Here is a 16,978-nt window from a genome sequence, read left to right as displayed (position 1 = left end):
CATTGTTTTATCTTGCATTTTGAGGGATTTTATCTCTTTTTAAATAAATTTAATGTAGGAGATGACGAGCATGAATTATCAGTTCCCAGAAGGTTTTTGGTGGGGTTCAGCAGCTAGTGGCCCTCAAACAGAAGGTGTTTTTAAAGGGGATGGAAAAGCACAAAATATATGGGATTTTTGGTATGAAGAGAAACCTGAAAAGTTTTTCAATGAAGTAGGTCCAGATAAGACTTCTCAGTTTTATAAGAACTATCATGAAGATGTCCAACTAATGAAAGCAACTGGGCATAACTCTTTTCGGACGTCGATTCAGTGGAGCAGATTGATTCCTGATCCAGAGACAGGCGAAGTAAATCCAAAAGCTGTTGAATTTTATAATGATGTAATCAATTGTTTGTTGGATCAAGGTATTGAACCGTTCATGAATTTATACCATTTTGACATGCCGATGGTGTTACAAGAAAAAGGCGGCTGGCTGAACCGAGAAGTTGTGGATCACTATGTTGTTTATGCTAAGACTTGTTTTGAATTATTTGGCGACCGTGTGAAAAAATGGTTTACGCACAATGAACCAATCGTGCCTGTCGAAGGTGGATACTTATATGGCTGGCATTATCCAGAAGAAGTAAACTTAAAGCATGGTGTTCAAGTTGCCTATCACGAAGCTTTAGCAAGTGCAAAAGCGATAGAAGTCTACCATAGTCTGGCTTTAACAGGTGAAATCGGAATCGTTCTTAATTTGACACCAAGTTATCCTAGAGATCCTGGAAATGAGGCAGATGTTAAAGCTGCCCGTTTGGTAGATGGATTGTTCAATCGTTCGTTTTTAGATCCAGCTGTAAAAGGTCATTTTCCAGAAGATATAGTAGCATGGCTCAAAGAACAGGACTTGATGCCTGAAACAACACTAGAGGATTTAGCGACGATTGCTGAAAATACGATTGATCTTTTAGGCGTGAATTACTACCAACCACGTAGAGTAAAAGCCAAAGAATCACCAATTGAAATATCAAGCAATGGTATTTTACCAGAAGATTTTTATGATGTGTATGATATGCCAGGGAAAAAAATGAACCCTTATCGCGGTTGGGAAATTTACGAAAAAGGGATTTATGATACCTTAATGAATTTGAAAGAAAACTATCACAATATTCGTTGCTACATTTCTGAAAACGGTATGGGGGTAGAAGGTGAAGAACGTTTTGTAAATGCAGAGGGAATGATCGAAGATGATTATCGAATCGAATTTGTAAAAGATCATCTAAAATGGGTCCATCAAGCAATTCAAGAAGGAAGCCAAGTTCAGGGATATCATATGTGGACATGTATGGACAATTGGTCGTGGTTAAATGCCTATAAAAACCGGTACGGATTCATTGCAGTAGATTTAGATCAAGAGGCCAAAAGAACGATTAAGAAAAGTGGCTATTGGTTTAAAGAGCTCACAAAAAATAATGGTTTTAACTAAAAATATAGGATCTCTAATGAAACGATAAATCATTTTAAATATTAATATATCAACAAAGAAAGCGCACACAAATATTAGCGTGCAGTAGTTAAGTAAATAGTGTGTACACAATCTGTATAGACCAAAACCTTGTTGTTGTGAGGTTTGGTCTATATGTTTCTTTGGCACACTTCTTGCTTTATATAAAAGTGTAAGTACAACAAATTTTGAAGGAGTGTAAAAAATGGCTAAAAAAACAATTATGTTAGTTTGTTCAGCAGGAATGAGTACAAGTTTATTGGTAACAAAAATGCAAAAAGCAGCAGAAGATCGTGGAATGGAAGCAGATATTTTTGCAGTATCCGCATCAGATGCAGATAATAATTTAGAAGCTAAAGATGTAAGCGTATTACTTTTAGGTCCACAAGTACGTTTCATGAAATCACAGTTTGAACAAAAGTTAGCACCTAAAGGTATTCCATTTGATGTGATCAATATGTCAGATTATGGTATGATGAATGGCGAAAAAGTGTTAGATCAAGCAATCGCTTTAATAGGTGAGTAAAAAATAATATGAAGAAACGGAGTTACAAACGTGGAAGAGCAACAACATTTAGAAGCAATAATGGGGTTGATCATGTACGGAGGAAATGCAAAAAGCGATACTATGGAAGCGGTTGCATTTGCCAAAGCAGGAAACTTCGAATTAGCGGATCAAAAAATTGCCGATGCAGAAGAATCTTTAGTCCAAGCACATCATTCTCAAACGGGAATGTTAACGCAAGAAGCTCAAGGAAATCACAGTCAAGTCACATTATTGACAGTTCATAGTCAAGACCACTTGATGACGTCGATCGCTTTTACAGACTTAGCAAAAGAGATCGTCGATTTGTATCGTCGTATGGATAATGAGTAAGAGAAGATATTTTCTTTTTTGAACGGAAGAAGATGGATGTTAAAGTTTTTTGAACGGGACTTTAACGATGACATTGTTTTAAGGAGTTTAACCGCTCTTTAAATAAATATTATTTATAGGAGGAATTAAAAAATGGATGGATTAACAGCCTGGATGGAGAAATATATTCTACCTGTGGCCGGCAAAATTGGTGCGCAAAAGCACTTAGTTGCATTACGTGATGCTTTTATTGGGACAATGCCAGCAACAATGGCAGGTTCGATTGCAGTAATGATCAACGCGATAATTCGTGACTTGCCACAACAATTTTTCTCAGACTATGCAACAAACCTTGCAGCAGACAAGGGAATCTTTGCAGTTATTAATGTTATTATTGGAATCAACGGATTTGTTTGGAATGGAACTTTGGCGATTGCCGGTTTGATTTTTGCCTTTTCTTGGGGGTACAATCTAGCTAGAGCATACAAAGTAAATGATTTAGCTGGGGGTATCGTTGGGTTAGCGACATTGATCCAAGGAATTGCATTTGCTTATTCTAATACATTAGAAACAGCAGTACCTAAAGAATTGATGAACACAATCAATGCTGGCTCTGCAGATTCTGGTTGGTCAGCAACAGCTGAAGGTTTAACAGCAGGCGGTTGGGGTTGGTTAAAACTAGATCACTTAAATGGTAACGCATACTTTACTGTAATGATCATGGGCGCGATTTCAGTTATCATTTTTTGTAAATTAATGTTGGCGAATATCACAATCAAAATGCCTGATTCAGTTCCGCCAGCAGTTTCAAAAGCGTTCGCAGCTATTTTACCAGCGACGATTGCGTTATATGTTATTGCAATTATTAACTATGTTGTAGGGAAAGTAACGAATGGACAATTGATCATCGATCTTGTTCAAAAATATATTGCAGAACCATTCTTGGGCTTATCTCAAGGGTTAGGTGCTGTATTGATCGTAACGATTTTTGTTCAAATTTTCTGGTTCTTTGGTATTCATGGTCCAAACGTATTGGCACCAGTTTTAGAAGGTATCTGGGGACAAGCACAATTAATCAATATTGATATTTTCCAAAAAGGCTACAAAGGCTTGACTGGTACCCCAGCTGTCTTGAAAGCCATTGATGAAGGGAAAGCGTACATGTGGGTTCGTGGTTCATTTGATGCATTCGCATGGTTTGGTGGTTCAGGTGGTACGCTGGTCTTGATCATCGCTATCTTGTTATTCTCTAAACGTGCAGATTACCTAACGGTTGGTAAATTATCATTAGGACCTGGTATCTTCAATATTAACGAACCAATCATGTTTGGTTTACCAATTGTATTAAATGCTATCATGTTTGTGCCATTCTTAGTCGCTCCAGTTGTTGCAACAACAATCGGCTGGTTAGCAACGTACTTTGGTTTAGTAGCACCAGTGTCACAACAAGTAACATGGGTAGTACCTCCAATCTTGCTTTCATTCTTAGCAACAGGAGCTGACTGGAGAGCACCAATTGTAACAATTGTATGTATGGTTGTAACATTCCTAATCTGGACACCGTTCGTTATTGCGGCTAACAGAATGGAACCAACTGATTTTGAATAAAAAAACTAAATAGTTTGTTGCTTTCACTTTTAACCAAGTGAGAGCAACTGCTTTATGATTAAGGAGAGGTTAAAATGATCACAATTGCGAGTGCAATGCAACAAGAAGAAATCAAGAACTTATTAGAAAGCTATGATGGTGGCGACTTTACATACACTTTCAAAGAAAAAAAAGGCATCAAACTAGCATTCGACGTAACAGGAGATAAAGAAGAAGCAGCTAAGAAAGCAAAAGAACTAATTAAAGCACAACCTTGGGGCGGTGTCTTGTTCTTCCAAGCCGTTGCAGTTTAAAAAGATTGGATGGATGTAAAATGGTAAGAAATGGTTTATTCGTATGCAGTATCGGTTTAATTATAATCTTATATGCGCTTAATCCTGCATCAATGACGTATGATTTGTTAAGTATGACTACAGGTATATTCTTAGTAGTCGTTGGAGGATATTTTTTCTTCAAAGGCAGGAAGAAAGAAGAACAAAATAAGAAAAATAGTAACGAGGTGAAAAGATAATGGAAATTATAAAAAAAATGAATATTCCTGCATCTGTTTTTTATGACCAAGTCATGGATTCTGTTTTGTTTGATATACGGAAGCATACAGGCAAAAGTTTAACAAGAAAACAATTAAACAACTTTGAATATGTGAAGGAATTTTCCAAAAATAGCCGGGCTCGTATCAAAGTGGAAAAACTTGTTGAGAATACATCTTACCATTTTCGCACCTCTACAACAAAAAACGACTTTTTAGTGCAGTATGATATCAAGCCGTTGGATGAAAAGTCTTGTGAGATTCGTTATAATGAGAAGATGGAATCATATGGATTTTTACAGAAAATGAATGATGCAGTACTTGGGACTATTCTTATGTTTTTCAAAAAGCGTCAATTTACTAAAATGTTAAAAATGATGGAAGAGTCATTTTGAGGAGAGTGTCATAGAGGCACTCTTTTTTTCATGCGTTTTTACACACAAAACGCACAGTGCAACCACTGTGTATTCATCTGTGTAAAGAAAGCGCTTCATAACTCTTGGTTTTGGTCTAGATCAATTTGGCATAGTTTTTGCTTATTATAAGAATGTAAGATTATATTGATGCTATGTTTAGAGAGGCTATTTATTGTATTTAGATATATAAATCTGTTTTAGAAAGTAAAAACTTTTTAAATAAATAAATTATTAGGAGGATAAAAAATGAATGGATTAACAGCTTGGATGGAAAGGTACATCTTGCCTGTAGCTGCGAAGATCGGAGCACAAAAACATTTAGTTGCACTTAGAGATGCGTTTATCGGCATGATGCCAGTTACGATGGCAGGTGCTATTGCGGTTTTGTTAAATGCGTTTATGCGTGACTTTCCTAACACATATTTAGGCGAAGGTAATGGAATCACCAGTTTCTTTGAACCTGTTATTGCAATCAATGGGTTGGTTTGGACAGGTACCTTAGCGATCATGGCCGTTGTTTTTGCAGCATCGCTAGGATACAATGTTGCAAGAGCATATGATGTCGATACTTTATCTGGTATGTTGGTGTCATTAGCGGCTTTTTTCATTGGATTACCGCAAAGTGCAACAGCAACAGTGACATTGGCTGAAAAGTTACCAAAGAATATCGCTCAACTTTTTACGGATGCCGGTGCGACTGTCAACACAGTTGATGGTGTTTCTGCTGTTGACGCAGGTGCTTGGGGGTTTTTCCCGTTTAGTAAGTACATGGGTGGAACAGGTTTGTTTACAGCAATGATTTTTGGGTTTATTTCTGTTATTATATTTGCTAAATTAATTAAGAAAAATATTGTAATTAAAATGCCTGATTCAGTACCACCAGCAGTTTCAAAAGCATTTGCTGCTATTATTCCCGGTGTAACAGCTTTATATGTTTCAGGATTGATTTATCATGTATTTGAAAAATTAACTGGGAAATTATTGATCGATTGGATTTCTGAATCGATTCAAACGCCATTGCTTGGATTATCTCAGGGCTATGGTGCTGTGCTGTTGATTGTGTTATTAGTGCATGTCTTATGGTTCTTTGGACTTCACGGAACGAATATTATGTCACCAGTTTTACAGTCAATTTATGGAGTAGCAATGGTTGATAATACAAATGCATATCAACAAGGACAAGAAATCCCTTATAAATGGGTTGCTGGTTCCTTTGAAGCATTTGTTTGGCCTGGCGGGGCTGGTGTGACATTAGTCTTGATTATTTCAATCCTACTCTTATCTAAACGTGCAGATTATAAAACCGTCGGAAAATTGGGCATAGGACCAGGTTTATTCAATATCAATGAACCAGTCATGTTTGGGATGCCAGTTGTATTGAATCCTATTATGTTGATTCCATTTATTGTGGCGCCATTAGTAACAGCTACGATCGCTTATTTTGCTACAATGGCTGGATTAGTCAATCCTGTTGTTGTAAATGTCATTTGGGTAATGCCGACGATCATCAGCGGTTTCTTAGCCACAGCAGGTGATTGGCGAGCAATTGTTTTAACAATCGTTAATTTGGCTGTCGCATTTGTAATTTGGGCTCCGTTTGTTATTGCTGCGAATAAAATGGATCCAAATCTTGGTGAGCCAGAAGAATAGAGTGGAATTAATCTTTTGTGAATTAAATAGAAAGGCTGGGATATGATCTTTAAGGTCATGTTTTGGCCTTTTTTTGTGTAGAAAGGTTAGCTATTTTTCTGGACATCATTTTATATTAGCGTAAAATGAACAATAAATAATTTGTTGTAGATGAGGTGGACCACCATGGAAAAAGAAGTGTGTCTTATGGGCGAAGAAAGATTGGATGAAATGTTTGATTTAGCTGCCTATACTTTTAATGCTGAGACAACAGATAAACGCAAAGAGCATTTTAAGAAAATTGTTGCACACTCATCGAATTGTGGGTGCTTTTTAGAAGATTCATTAAAGAGTCAAATTATTTATACTCCATGTATATGATGGGTAGAATTATTGATTTAGAGGGGGTTTTTACTTAAGTATCCCTTCTAAGCAGGAAATTGAGAAGTTTATTATCTTAAAGTTGCGGACGAGTAAGCTTCATGGACTGAAGGAATCTGGGAATTAGCAATAGATGAAAAAGGACAGGGAATTGTGAAGAAAATTGATTCCAGTTCACTTACAGTGAGTGAAGAAGAACTTATTGTAAGTACGATTCAAACCACAACGCAACTTTTCATGGAGTATCGAACAGCTAGTGAGTTGAATTTCTATGGAAAAATCGGTGGAAAAGAGAAGTGGATTCAGTTGTTAGATCGACGCTTAGCGAAAGGCAAACCAATTTTAGTAGATTACTTTTAAAAATAGGCTAAGTGAGTTCATTGGTTTAATACTCACTTAGCCTATCAGTGGTTATACGTTTTGTTTGTCATTATCGTTTTTTTCCTCATGTTCTTCTAAAGCTTCTTTGATAATGTCCTCTTTTTTCTGTTGATAATCATCTTGACGCTCTGCAATAACTTTTTCTTTTGAATCGTCTGTCATACATATTACCTCCATACGTTCATTTACCCTTAAAGATTTAAGGTAAGCATAACATCCATACACTGACTTTACGAGCGTTTTGATTTCAAGCAGATGATTCGCAAAACGATCTTTAACTCCTTATAATACAAGTATAGGGAAACAGACAAAAGTTAAAACTGAAAGGTCGTGAGAAGCATGAGCAAAACAAAAGAAGAAAAAGTAGCAAGAAATGGTAAAATTGGTAAAACATTAGCTGTTGTGGTAGGTGGACTTTATTTAGTCAAAATGCTGAAAGGTAAAAAGGCAATCAAAAAATAAAAAAAACAAAGAATGAGGCAGAAGTGTTTATTTCTAAAGGAGTAGCTTTTGCTCACATTGTTTATTCGAATTTTTAAGGCAGGGATATGACTCGCAGAGTGATATGCCTGTCTGTTTTTTTATTTTTATTGACACTGAATGAAAAGACTTCTAAAATAAATAAGGAATGTTCTCGTAGCTCAGTAGGATAGAGCGATCGCCTCCTAAGCGATAGGTCGCTGGTTCGATTCCAGTCGAGAACGTAAAAAACACCTGTCAAACGTTGATTTGATAGGTGTTTCAATTTATTTGTGCCAACTTTGTGCCAAATCGCTTATAAGTATTTCATAATATCGCTAATTTTTTCTAGGTCTTGGTCTTCCAATTCTTTTACTATATGAGCGTATGTTTCTTGAGTTGTAGTTGTATCCCTATGTCCCAACAATTTGGATACTGTGAGGATGTTTATTTGTTTGTACAATAAAACTGATGCATATGTATGCCTTAATCCATGTAAAGTTAAGTTTGTATCAATGTTCAAACGATTAAGCATCTTCTTTAAAAATTTGTTAGCTGCATTATTTGAGACGATTCCGTTTTTTAAATTATAAAAGACTAAGTTATCGGGATTTATGATACCAAATTTCTTAAATATCTCAGACTGATTAATCTTTAATTCAGCCAGCATTTCTGTTGTTCTGTCATCTAGCACTACTTTGCGGATAGATGACTCGTTTTTTGTTGGACCGAATTCTTTGATCTTATAATTCCATGTCTTGTTGACGTCAACGAGTCGCTTATCAAAATCGATATCATCCCAAGTTAAACCTAACAACTCGGAAAATCTCAAACCCGTTTTAGCTGCAGTGATAACTAAATACGGAGAAGCGTATTCAGGATTTAAGTGTTTTTCAGTTTCTTTAAGTAAAAGTTTTAGCTCGGAATAGTCAAGGTACTTGTCTTCTTTTGGTTTAGACGGCTTATTGCCTTTAATTACAGCTTTTCTTGTAGGATCTCTATTGATAACACCATCATCGATAGAATCCTTTAAACAGGCCCTCACATGATTGTTAAACTTGATTACAGTTTCTTTGGCATGATTCTTTGCATACTTATTTAAAAGCTTCTGGTAGCTGTCTCTGTCCATTTCAGAGAGTTTTAAAAATGGAGCCAGTTTCTGCAAGCTCTTTAGTGTGTCTTCGTATTTTTTGTAAGTTACTGGAGAGATACTGTCTTTTTTGTAAAGTATCATCCAGTCTTCAAAATAATCAGCCAGAAACATGTTTTTCTTTTCAGCAGAAAGACCTTTTGAAATTTCGTATTCCAACTCAACAGCTGCAGCTTTCGCTTCACTTTTTGTTTTAAAGCCGGATTTTCTAAGCTTAGTAAATTTACCGTCTTCTTTTCTATATGAGATTTCATACTGCCATGAATTACCTCGTTTAACGAGTCTTGCCATGTTGTATCACTCCTGTGAGCTTGATAAAAATACTTTTAGTATTTAATCCTATTAAATGTTAGTTCTTTGTTTATCTTTCTTGGACAAAAGAATTTATTTAATATCCATTTGCTTTGTCTTGCTCAGCTAAGCGTCTATTTTCGGCTTCCCAATCAGCTTGCAGTTTGGCATTAAATTCGTCAGCTTTTCTTTGATCTTCCTCAAATTGAGCTTGCATGTCAGCTTTACTAGCTTCTTCTTCAGCTTTGAACCTAGCGTTATCAGCATCTGCTTGAGCTTGCAATTGAGCATTAAGTTCGTCAGCTTTTCGTTGTTCTTCTTCAAATTGAGCTTGAATCGCCGCCTCGCTAGCTTCTTCTTCAGCTTTTAATCTGGCATTTTCAGCTTCAACGTTCTGTTGACTTCCAGATTTTGTAGAACCACCAGTTTTAGTATTAGAGCTAGATTTTTTGTCTTTAAATTCGGTGATAATTGGATAGCTTATATTTCCGTCTTGTACCACAAACATATATTTGTGGTCATTTCCTGGACTTGCCAATTTTATCTTATAATCCTTACCAATGTTTTTTGAAATAGAAATAGATAATTCGATAAAATTAGAAGCGATACCTTTTAGAGTTTCCTCATATTTAGGCTCTGTAGGGTTATCAGCTATTTTAATTAGTGTTTTTGTTTCGGATAATCCTTCTTTCGGGCTTAAGATAAAGCTTTTAGTTTTTTTATCAAAAGAAACATCGTGGTATGCTGAGAATCCTTTTTTCAGCGAACTAATTGCATTGTCTATATTCTTTTGTTGCGAGTTCTTTTCAGTAGTTAAAGAGCTTTCAGAGTCTATCTTTTTCTCATTTTTAGATACACATCCAACTAAAATTATCCCACATAACAAGCTTAGAACAAAAAACTTTTTCATTTTAAATCCCCACTTTACAATTTATATTAGTTATATGATTATATCATGAACAGGTTTGTTAAAGCGACGGAAACATTAATCTTGTTTGAACAAACCAACTTCGTAACTTTCGAGCATCTTTTTACTATCTTTATCATGGGTGAGTATTTTAACTTCTTTTTTAACTTGATCAGCGTGTAAATCATCACCTATATCCTCCAGAATATGGATAAAATCATGAACTCTCTCTATATAGACCATTTCACCTGTCATCAAGTATTGAAGTAAGTTATTCAAATACTGCAAGTTTAGTTTGAAATTGTAGTCCGTCTCCAGTTTATTTTGTTTTTTAGCTAATTTTATATATTTTTCTGCGCCTGAGTGATCCATCGCATAAAGTTTGAGCGATATTATATTAATCAAAGTATTATGCGCAAACTTTTTTGTCTCAATATTTCTATTTTTATCAAACGGGATCGGGATAATTCTAGGAACGATTAAGTCAGTTTGCTTTGCGGAAAATAATCTGACTATATTCGAAATTAGTACATAGTCGTGATGTAAATAGAATTTTTTATTTATTAGAATGCTGAAGATATGATCTACTTCTTGTTGAGTTATTTCTTCAACTTCATCCCAATGAGGACCGAAAAAATTCTTTATCGCTATATAATTTGAAAGTTCTGTTGAGTTTTTATGATTATTTGATTTTAGTTTATAATAATAATCTATTAATTTATTCTTCTTACTCTTATTTTCTAAATGGGTAGCGCAATAAATATATAGCTCTTTAAATTTTGTTTGTCTGTAATCTAAATCATAAAAACGAAAAAACTCACTTGAGTGTATGCCAGTTTTTTCAAAAATATTTTGAAGTTCATCTAGTTTTATGCTCCTAACATTACCTTCTATTCTAGAATAAGCTGATGCATCCATATATTCTGGAGTCATGTCCTTTTGAGATATTTTTAACTTAGTTCTAAAAAAACGTAAAGTATCCCCAATATTCATAAGCTTCACCCTCTCTTAATGTGATTTTAGCATGAGAAAAACATAAAAAAACTAAAATAAGACAAAATTAATAAAAAACTGTTGTTTTTGATGTTAAATTCACAATTCGTCAAATTGTTCTTTATTTAACGGATGTTGTTTGCTAAACTTTACCTACAGAGACATATTAGTTTGCAAGCGTACGTTTCTTAATAAATGTAAAGGGGTGGATACAATGATTACTTTGATAGCTGCGGTTAGTGGATTTATTTCAGTCTACGTTATTACATCAGGAGTTTAAAATAAAAAACAGTCATAATTGTTATTAAATAAAAAGCGCGTAATAAAAAAAGAGCTGATCCTAACATCCACGGGCTACCAACCTGTGTCAATTGTCAGGACCAGACACTAAAGGTACGAACTTTAGTGTGCTACTCTCATCTTGTAGCTATCGCTACAACATATTAAGTATAACAAACTATTGTCCTAATATCATCATTTTTTTCAATTAGTGGTGATTTATAGTCTATTTGTTGTATAGTGTTGTTGATTGCTGCGAGTAAAGAGCTAATGCATACTACAAATGCATTGGCTCTTTTTGTACATAAGGATAGTAGAGTACTCTAAACAAAATGACGAGGTGAAAAGTATGGAAAACAGAAAACGTATTAAACAAATTGAACTCAATTCAATTAAACAAAAAATTATTTTTGACTTGGATGAGATTACTAACTTGAAATTTCTAAAAAAATTGTATGTAGTTTTGGAAATAATTAAAAACAAGCAGATTAACCCCTAATCTGCTTGTTTATTTTACAAAAGAATCTAGTAGATATTCTACTGCTTTTAATTGTTCAGGAGATAGTTTAGTTATTTTGTTTATAACGGAAGTATATTTGTTTTCATCATCTAGCAAAAGATTTGCTAATACCACATTATCGATATTCGATATCTCTTCTTGAAAGGCTTTGATCTTTTCTTCTCGATCTTTTGAAGTGTCATACCCCATTAGCCATGCTTCGTTTACCCCTAAAGTTTCAGCAAGTAGATACAACTTGTACTGGTCAGGTGATGACTTTCCATTTACATATTGAGACAAATGGCTTTTAGATAGTTTAATACCTAGTTTTTCTTGATAAGGTTTAGACATATTTAAAATATCCACTTGCTTTAAATTGCGTTCCGACATAATTTGTTTTAATCTTGCTGCTGTGTTTGTTTTCATAGTCACGCTCCTTGATAATATTAGTATAAAGCACGATGAACCTAAATTCAATATAAAAGTTCAAATTTTTTAACCATTTCTGTTGACAGTGTTTATTCACTTTGCTATTATCTAGTTATAAAGTTCAAATATTTGAACTAAGAAAGGAGGCGCAAGCAATGACATTCGATTATTCTAGACTGTCAGGTAAGATCGTAGAGAAGTACGGAACTCAATATAACTTTGCTATCGCTATAGGTTTATCAGAAAGAAGTTTATCTTTAAAACTAAATAACAAGACGAGCTGGAAAGATACTGAAATAATGAAAGCAGTTAGATTATTAAAGATTGCCGAAAAGGATATTCCCAAGTTTTTTTTTAATACAAAAGTTCAAAAATTTGAACATTTGAATAGTAAACAACAAACAGCATAGAAAGGAGATAAACAATGAATAATTCGGTTACTCAAAAAATTAAGGTCGAAACCGTAATCGAAGTACCTCAAGAATATGTAATGATCCTTCAGACTGATTACGAAGAGCTGCAGAAAGCGGATGATCGAGGTAGGTGGATGTCTTTAAAAGAAGTAGTCTCTAGAATCAATCGATCAAGTAAATGGTTTTGTGAGCAGGTATTGGAAAAGCCACAATATCGAAAAAAGTTGGATGTATTAAATGATGGTGGATTTGTTCATTATCCAAGAGGTGGTGGGGACGCATACTCATTTTTGAGGTCAGAGATGATTAATTTTTTGGAAACAAATTTCAAGGAGATTATGAAATGATCACCACAGCCAACCTAATCCTACTAACAGTATCGATCATCTGTTTTGCCACAGGCGAGACGGTGCAAGGCTATGCGTTATTAGCGGTGATGTATACATGTTGTGTAGTAGATAGAATACAGAAAACAGGAGGAGAAGAATGAAAAGGATTGTCTATAAAATTTTACCAGTATTTGTAATTGATTTGTACATTAAAAAAATAAAACGCCCACCTTGTATCAAGTGCGAAGGAATAGGCGTTTTAAATATCAATGATAAAGAATATATTTGTGAAAATTGCGCTCTGATTATGAGTGAGCTAAGTTGCAAAAGTAATACCTAGACTTGATTCCATATGTTCAAAATGAATTCTGCATCCATTTCTAATTCAAGAATACTCTCTGATCGTAACGGACTAGATTCAATTACTTTTCCATTCTGAAAATTGAATACACAGTATTTTTGATTATCAGGGACAGAGAAATTTTTTTCGGCGAGTTGCATCAAAGTTAATGTTGCGTTGATATTTCGTTTATCAATTTTGTTCGATGTAGATCTTTTCTTATAGTTGTTCTTTACTAGCATTGGTTCACCGTTAATGGACAATCCAAATTCGGGGGAAGCATTAACATATAGATCGTCTCTAAGTTTCCAAAATGACTGACCTGTCTGGAAATATTCAACTTCGTTTGAATTGATAAATCGCTTGTAAGTTTTTACAGCTGCGATATAATTCTTTAGTTTTTTCTCGTCAGTAGTTCGTTCAATTAAATCGTCTAAAGTTTCGATGGGTAATCCATTCTCGTGGATACGTTTAATCTCGTCTCGCAACGGTTTCCAGTAATCTTTAGCAGGATGATAGTCTGAATCGTTTTTGACTTCTTTGATGTAATTTATTTTAGCACTTGTACTGACTTTAGTAGAAAATGTTAAGAATTGTGTTAGCGACATATTTATGGACATATATTTTCACCACCTTTCTATATAAAGTATACCAAGGTGAATGATTTCTAACAATACAGAAAGGAGCAACCGAAATGAAAATTGACAAGGAACGATATGAAGAGTTATTGCAAACAGAAAAATTTTTGAAAATTCTATATGAATTAGGGTTTCAAGATACATTATTACACCGTATCGCTTTTGATATTAGTGTAGGCAAAGAAATTACAAATTGGACAATAGAAGAATTTCAAATTGATAGAAAGGTAGGTAGAAACTAAATGAAACTAATATCAAAAAATCTAAACAAAATTACCTATATTGTTTATGTAATCGGCATGATTCTACTCTTAACGTTAGATGTTAATAGTAAAGTTTGCCTAGGCTATTCTTTGTTATTGATGACCTATAGCTTAGTAGCTGAGTATTTATCATTTAACGTTTGGATTGCAGAGGATGCGCTTAGAACATATAAAAAAGACTAGGAGGAACCGATCATGTTTAAAAAGAAAGAACCAGTATATGTAAGTCACCTTAACGAGATCAGACGTGCTAAAGGATTGTCAGTTGAAACATTAGCCGAAAAAGTCGGTGTGTCCAAACAAACAATTGACAGTATTGAGTTAGGGAAACACAAATTATCACTGGAATTAGCTTATGAGATTTCAGGCGCTTTGGATTGCCGTGTCGAAGAAGTGTTTCCGAGAGTAGGAGGGAAATAGAATGTCAGCGCCAGCGAGATTGAGAGTAGCATCAGCAAACGTGATTACACTTCCTAAGAATCACAAGATGTACAAGGCTAGAAAGAAAATTGCAACAGATTTAGAAATAGGCGATCAAGCATTGATTGATTGCGATGTAGTCGTAAGGATTGTAAATAAGGGTAACTGCTCTGCGGTAGTGGAAGATGCATATCATAACCGTACAAATATTAGTTTTGATCGGTTGAGTAAATTGGAAGGGGAAATATAAATGCAAGAACTAGTAATAATGAAAAATAAAGAAGCTGTAACTACTAGTTTGCAAGTAGCTGATAGCTTCAACAAGAAACATCAACATGTATTAAGAGACATTGATACATTGCAAGAAGATGTGTCCAATTTTGGACAGATGTTTATAGAAGGGACTGAACCTGATTTATATGGGAGACCAAGACGAATCTATTTTATCAGTCGTGATGGCTTCTTCCTTTTAGCGATGGGATTTACTGGAAAAAAAGCAATTGGATTTAAGCAAAAATATATACAAGCGTTTAACGATATGGAAGACACAATTAGAAAAAATACAGTTCCTCAAACAATTGAAGATATGATGATTTATCAATTAGAAGACATGAAAGAAGTAAAGAAAGACGTAACTGTTTTAAAAGACACGATGCGGATCACTGGGCAACAAGAATTCGAAATTAAGCAGCAGTCCAATAAGAAAGTAGTAGAGTGTCTTGGTGGGAAAGATAGTCCAGCTTATAAACGACATGCTAAAAAAGTATTCTCAAACTACTGGAAAGATTTTAAACAGTATTTCCACCTACCAAGATATGGAGAACTACCAAGAATCAAGTTTGATGATGCTTTAGCATACATTGACGAATGGTTACCAGATACAGATTTACGCTTGTTGATCAAAGAAGCGAATAGACAACGTGAATTATTTGAATAAAAAAAGACCGATAGGAGCAAATGGTAATGAATGAAGAGATGTTATATCTAGTTAATTTTTTAGCAAGCATTAAAAATAGCAAAAGTTATGTGGTTAATTTTGAATTCAATAATTATATCTATCTCACATTTAGTTTACAGTTGGAATTTGTTAGAGAAGGATTTAGAGATAACGCAGTGTGCATTGAGCGTGATGCTTGGAAAGGACTTTTTGTAAATGTCGGAAGTAGCTATAAACCGATTAAAACAATAAAGATTGATTCGGATTGGGTCGGAGAGGCATTAGTAGTAGCGCAACACGAATTAGCAAAAATGAATTGGGTTCCAATTGAAATTGAAAAAGACCGATAGGATGGCAGTCCTGTCAGTCGATAACGAAAATATATTAACAAAATTATACCACGGAAAGGTGGATTTTGACAATGACACCAAAAGAAGCAGAAGCATTGGACCATTACTTGACTACTCCGCCAGAAGATTTTTACCAGGAGTATGGAGACGAAATAGATGATACAGCGAATTGGAACATAGATGATTTCGGAAATGTCGTATACGAGAGTGATTGGGTATTCGTTATGTATTTTAAGCATATGGATATCGAAAAGAAACTAGTAGGTAGCCAAGAAGGATTCATGACCGCATTAGACGAATATGATCCATCAAATCTAATTGCTGAAAAATTAGAAATTATCAGTGGGAAAGAGTGGTTGAACAAACAATGAAATTTAGTGAAACGAGACAAGAAATATTCAAAGCATTAGCTCTATTTAGAAAAAACCTAAAACAACCAAAAAAAGATGCTGACAATCCTTTCTTTAAAAGTAAATACGTTCCTTTAGAGAACGTGACAGAAGCTATTGACTTAGCGATAGAAGGTACAGGAATGAGTTACACACAAGAAGTAACAAGTGCTTCCAACAACCAAGTTTCAGTTGCCACATTAGTAACTCACGAAAGCGGAGAGTATATTTTATACGATCCACTAACTGTTAATACATCTAAAATTGATGTCCAAGCTTTTGGGTCTGCCGAAACATACGCACGAAGATATACACTAGGTGCAGTATTCGGCGTTACTAGTGAGCTGGATGATGACGGAAATGAAGCAGTTAAAAATGCGCCTAAGATGATATCAGACTTAGAAATACAAAAGTTAAACAAACAAATCGAAACATTCTCTTTAGAACACGAAACTAGCGAGGAAAAGACTTATAAAGCAGCACAGAAAAAAACGAATATCCACAAAAGTGTTGAACAACTCACAAATGAAGAATACGGCATTATATCAAATTGCCTAATTCAAATTAGCAAAAATCTAAAAAAAGAAGCTAAAGAGAAGTGATTTA

At 34.6% G+C, this 16,978-nt stretch carries 28 protein-coding genes and 1 tRNA gene; 23 read left to right on the top strand and 6 right to left on the bottom strand.

Annotated elements, in window-relative coordinates; translation table 11 throughout:
• Positions 1-70 precede the first annotated feature (70 nt).
• The 10 genes from IGJ34_RS11915 (at position 71) to IGJ34_RS11870 (ending at position 7,265) form a co-directional block, all read left to right on the top strand.
• The gene (locus IGJ34_RS11915) at positions 71-1,468 is read left to right on the top strand and encodes a glycoside hydrolase family 1 protein (RefSeq protein WP_206837952.1); all 1,398 of its coding nucleotides are present in this window, start codon (positions 71-73) and stop codon (positions 1,466-1,468) included.
• A gap of 223 nt (positions 1,469-1,691) precedes the next feature.
• Positions 1,692-2,012: a PTS sugar transporter subunit IIB gene (locus IGJ34_RS11910; protein WP_111248643.1), complete on the top strand. Its 321-nt coding sequence runs from the start codon at positions 1,692-1,694 to the stop codon at positions 2,010-2,012.
• Positions 2,013-2,042: 30 nt separating this feature from the next.
• Entirely contained in the window at positions 2,043-2,363 is a 321-nt protein-coding gene (locus IGJ34_RS11905; protein ID WP_430597546.1) for a PTS lactose/cellobiose transporter subunit IIA, read from the top strand.
• Positions 2,364-2,495: 132 nt separating this feature from the next.
• Positions 2,496-3,950 carry a PTS sugar transporter subunit IIC gene (locus IGJ34_RS11900; RefSeq protein ID WP_069655325.1) on the top strand — a complete coding sequence of 485 codons (1,455 nt, stop codon included), beginning with the start codon at positions 2,496-2,498 and terminating at the stop codon, positions 3,948-3,950.
• A gap of 74 nt (positions 3,951-4,024) precedes the next feature.
• Positions 4,025-4,243: a hypothetical protein gene (locus IGJ34_RS11895; protein ID WP_069655326.1), complete on the top strand. Its 219-nt coding sequence runs from the start codon at positions 4,025-4,027 to the stop codon at positions 4,241-4,243.
• A gap of 20 nt (positions 4,244-4,263) precedes the next feature.
• Complete coding sequence (locus IGJ34_RS11890) at positions 4,264-4,461, top strand: DUF3188 domain-containing protein (protein ID WP_069655327.1); 198 nt, start codon at positions 4,264-4,266, stop codon at positions 4,459-4,461.
• Complete coding sequence (locus tag IGJ34_RS11885) at positions 4,461-4,874, top strand: DUF3284 domain-containing protein (protein WP_069655328.1); 414 nt, start codon at positions 4,461-4,463, stop codon at positions 4,872-4,874. Before IGJ34_RS11890 ends, IGJ34_RS11885 begins: the two co-directional genes overlap by 1 nt.
• 267 nt (positions 4,875-5,141) lie before the next feature.
• Positions 5,142-6,545, top strand: coding sequence for a PTS sugar transporter subunit IIC (locus IGJ34_RS11880; RefSeq protein WP_430597545.1), 1,404 nt, complete (start codon positions 5,142-5,144; stop codon positions 6,543-6,545).
• Between the two features lie 165 nt (positions 6,546-6,710).
• Positions 6,711-6,905 carry a GNAT family N-acetyltransferase gene (locus tag IGJ34_RS11875; RefSeq protein ID WP_430597544.1) on the top strand — a complete coding sequence of 65 codons (195 nt, stop codon included), beginning with the start codon at positions 6,711-6,713 and terminating at the stop codon, positions 6,903-6,905.
• Positions 6,906-7,058: 153 nt separating this feature from the next.
• Positions 7,059-7,265, top strand: a complete 207-nt coding sequence (locus tag IGJ34_RS11870) for a sterol carrier protein domain-containing protein (protein ID WP_069655331.1) — start codon at positions 7,059-7,061, stop codon at positions 7,263-7,265.
• Between the two features lie 51 nt (positions 7,266-7,316).
• Here the strand turns inward: IGJ34_RS11870 and IGJ34_RS11865 are convergent, their stop codons facing one another.
• On the bottom strand, positions 7,317-7,448 hold the full coding sequence (locus tag IGJ34_RS11865; protein ID WP_258379364.1) for a hypothetical protein: 132 nt from the start codon (positions 7,446-7,448) through the stop codon (positions 7,317-7,319).
• Between the two features lie 177 nt (positions 7,449-7,625).
• Here IGJ34_RS11865 and IGJ34_RS11860 point away from each other — a divergent pair, with 177 nt between their 5' ends.
• Together IGJ34_RS11860 and IGJ34_RS11855 are read left to right on the top strand one after the other, a co-directional pair.
• Positions 7,626-7,748, top strand: coding sequence for a hypothetical protein (locus IGJ34_RS11860; RefSeq protein WP_276205066.1), 123 nt, complete (start codon positions 7,626-7,628; stop codon positions 7,746-7,748).
• Between the two features lie 168 nt (positions 7,749-7,916).
• A tRNA-Arg gene (locus IGJ34_RS11855) sits at positions 7,917-7,990 on the top strand.
• Positions 7,991-8,061: 71 nt separating this feature from the next.
• Here IGJ34_RS11855 and IGJ34_RS11850 read toward each other — a convergent pair.
• The 4 genes from IGJ34_RS11850 to IGJ34_RS11835 form a co-directional block, all read right to left on the bottom strand.
• Entirely contained in the window at positions 8,062-9,186 is a 1,125-nt protein-coding gene (locus IGJ34_RS11850) for a tyrosine-type recombinase/integrase (RefSeq protein WP_430597543.1), read from the bottom strand.
• A 97-nt stretch (positions 9,187-9,283) separates the two neighbouring features.
• On the bottom strand, positions 9,284-10,096 hold the full coding sequence (locus IGJ34_RS11845; RefSeq protein ID WP_430597542.1) for a hypothetical protein: 813 nt from the start codon (positions 10,094-10,096) through the stop codon (positions 9,284-9,286).
• Between the two features lie 75 nt (positions 10,097-10,171).
• On the bottom strand, positions 10,172-11,086 hold the full coding sequence (locus IGJ34_RS11840) for a helix-turn-helix domain-containing protein (RefSeq protein WP_430597541.1): 915 nt from the start codon (positions 11,084-11,086) through the stop codon (positions 10,172-10,174).
• A 787-nt stretch (positions 11,087-11,873) separates the two neighbouring features.
• Positions 11,874-12,290 carry a helix-turn-helix domain-containing protein gene (locus IGJ34_RS11835; protein ID WP_430597540.1) on the bottom strand — a complete coding sequence of 139 codons (417 nt, stop codon included), beginning with the start codon at positions 12,288-12,290 and terminating at the stop codon, positions 11,874-11,876.
• Positions 12,291-12,448: 158 nt separating this feature from the next.
• Between IGJ34_RS11835 and IGJ34_RS11830 the strand changes: the two genes are divergently transcribed.
• From IGJ34_RS11830 to IGJ34_RS11820, 3 genes are read left to right on the top strand one after another with little or no spacing between them, the layout of a single operon-like run.
• Positions 12,449-12,703 carry a DUF739 family protein gene (locus tag IGJ34_RS11830; protein ID WP_069655336.1) on the top strand — a complete coding sequence of 85 codons (255 nt, stop codon included), beginning with the start codon at positions 12,449-12,451 and terminating at the stop codon, positions 12,701-12,703.
• A 14-nt stretch (positions 12,704-12,717) separates the two neighbouring features.
• Positions 12,718-13,053 carry a DUF771 domain-containing protein gene (locus IGJ34_RS11825; RefSeq protein WP_430597539.1) on the top strand — a complete coding sequence of 112 codons (336 nt, stop codon included), beginning with the start codon at positions 12,718-12,720 and terminating at the stop codon, positions 13,051-13,053.
• Complete coding sequence (locus IGJ34_RS11820) at positions 13,050-13,196, top strand: hypothetical protein (RefSeq protein WP_430597538.1); 147 nt, start codon at positions 13,050-13,052, stop codon at positions 13,194-13,196. The genes IGJ34_RS11825 and IGJ34_RS11820 overlap by 4 nt, the downstream gene beginning before the upstream one ends.
• Before the next feature lie 175 nt (positions 13,197-13,371).
• On the opposite strand, the gene IGJ34_RS11815 is transcribed toward IGJ34_RS11820, so the two are convergent.
• The gene (locus IGJ34_RS11815; RefSeq protein WP_430597345.1) at positions 13,372-13,995 is read right to left on the bottom strand and encodes a hypothetical protein; all 624 of its coding nucleotides are present in this window, start codon (positions 13,993-13,995) and stop codon (positions 13,372-13,374) included.
• 74 nt (positions 13,996-14,069) lie between these two features.
• Here IGJ34_RS11815 and IGJ34_RS11810 point away from each other — a divergent pair, with 74 nt between their 5' ends.
• The 8 genes from IGJ34_RS11810 to IGJ34_RS11775 all read left to right on the top strand — a co-directional run bounded on the left by IGJ34_RS11810 (position 14,070) and on the right by IGJ34_RS11775 (position 16,974).
• Positions 14,070-14,255, top strand: a complete 186-nt coding sequence (locus IGJ34_RS11810) for a hypothetical protein (RefSeq protein ID WP_430597344.1) — start codon at positions 14,070-14,072, stop codon at positions 14,253-14,255.
• The gene (locus IGJ34_RS11805) at positions 14,256-14,459 is read left to right on the top strand and encodes a hypothetical protein (protein ID WP_430597343.1); all 204 of its coding nucleotides are present in this window, start codon (positions 14,256-14,258) and stop codon (positions 14,457-14,459) included. It abuts the gene before it with no gap.
• Positions 14,460-14,471: 12 nt separating this feature from the next.
• Positions 14,472-14,696, top strand: a complete 225-nt coding sequence (locus tag IGJ34_RS11800; protein WP_430597342.1) for a helix-turn-helix transcriptional regulator — start codon at positions 14,472-14,474, stop codon at positions 14,694-14,696.
• 1 nt (position 14,697) lies between these two features.
• A complete protein-coding gene (locus IGJ34_RS11795) occupies positions 14,698-14,946 on the top strand; it encodes a hypothetical protein (protein ID WP_430597341.1) in 249 nt (82 codons plus the stop codon).
• The gene (locus IGJ34_RS11790; protein ID WP_430597340.1) at positions 14,947-15,633 is read left to right on the top strand and encodes a Rha family transcriptional regulator; all 687 of its coding nucleotides are present in this window, start codon (positions 14,947-14,949) and stop codon (positions 15,631-15,633) included. It begins immediately after the preceding gene.
• Positions 15,634-15,659: 26 nt separating this feature from the next.
• Positions 15,660-15,983 carry a hypothetical protein gene (locus IGJ34_RS11785; RefSeq protein ID WP_430597339.1) on the top strand — a complete coding sequence of 108 codons (324 nt, stop codon included), beginning with the start codon at positions 15,660-15,662 and terminating at the stop codon, positions 15,981-15,983.
• Between the two features lie 71 nt (positions 15,984-16,054).
• Positions 16,055-16,354, top strand: a complete 300-nt coding sequence (locus IGJ34_RS11780) for a hypothetical protein (RefSeq protein WP_430597337.1) — start codon at positions 16,055-16,057, stop codon at positions 16,352-16,354.
• Complete coding sequence (locus tag IGJ34_RS11775) at positions 16,351-16,974, top strand: ERF family protein (protein WP_430597336.1); 624 nt, start codon at positions 16,351-16,353, stop codon at positions 16,972-16,974. The genes IGJ34_RS11780 and IGJ34_RS11775 overlap by 4 nt, the downstream gene beginning before the upstream one ends.
• Positions 16,975-16,978: the final 4 nt, after the last annotated feature.

Source organism: Enterococcus sp. AZ177, from assembly GCF_050544585.1.
Lineage (GTDB): Bacteria > Bacillota > Bacilli > Lactobacillales > Enterococcaceae > Enterococcus_L > Enterococcus_L plantarum.
This window is presented reverse-complemented; position numbering and strand designations above follow the sequence as displayed.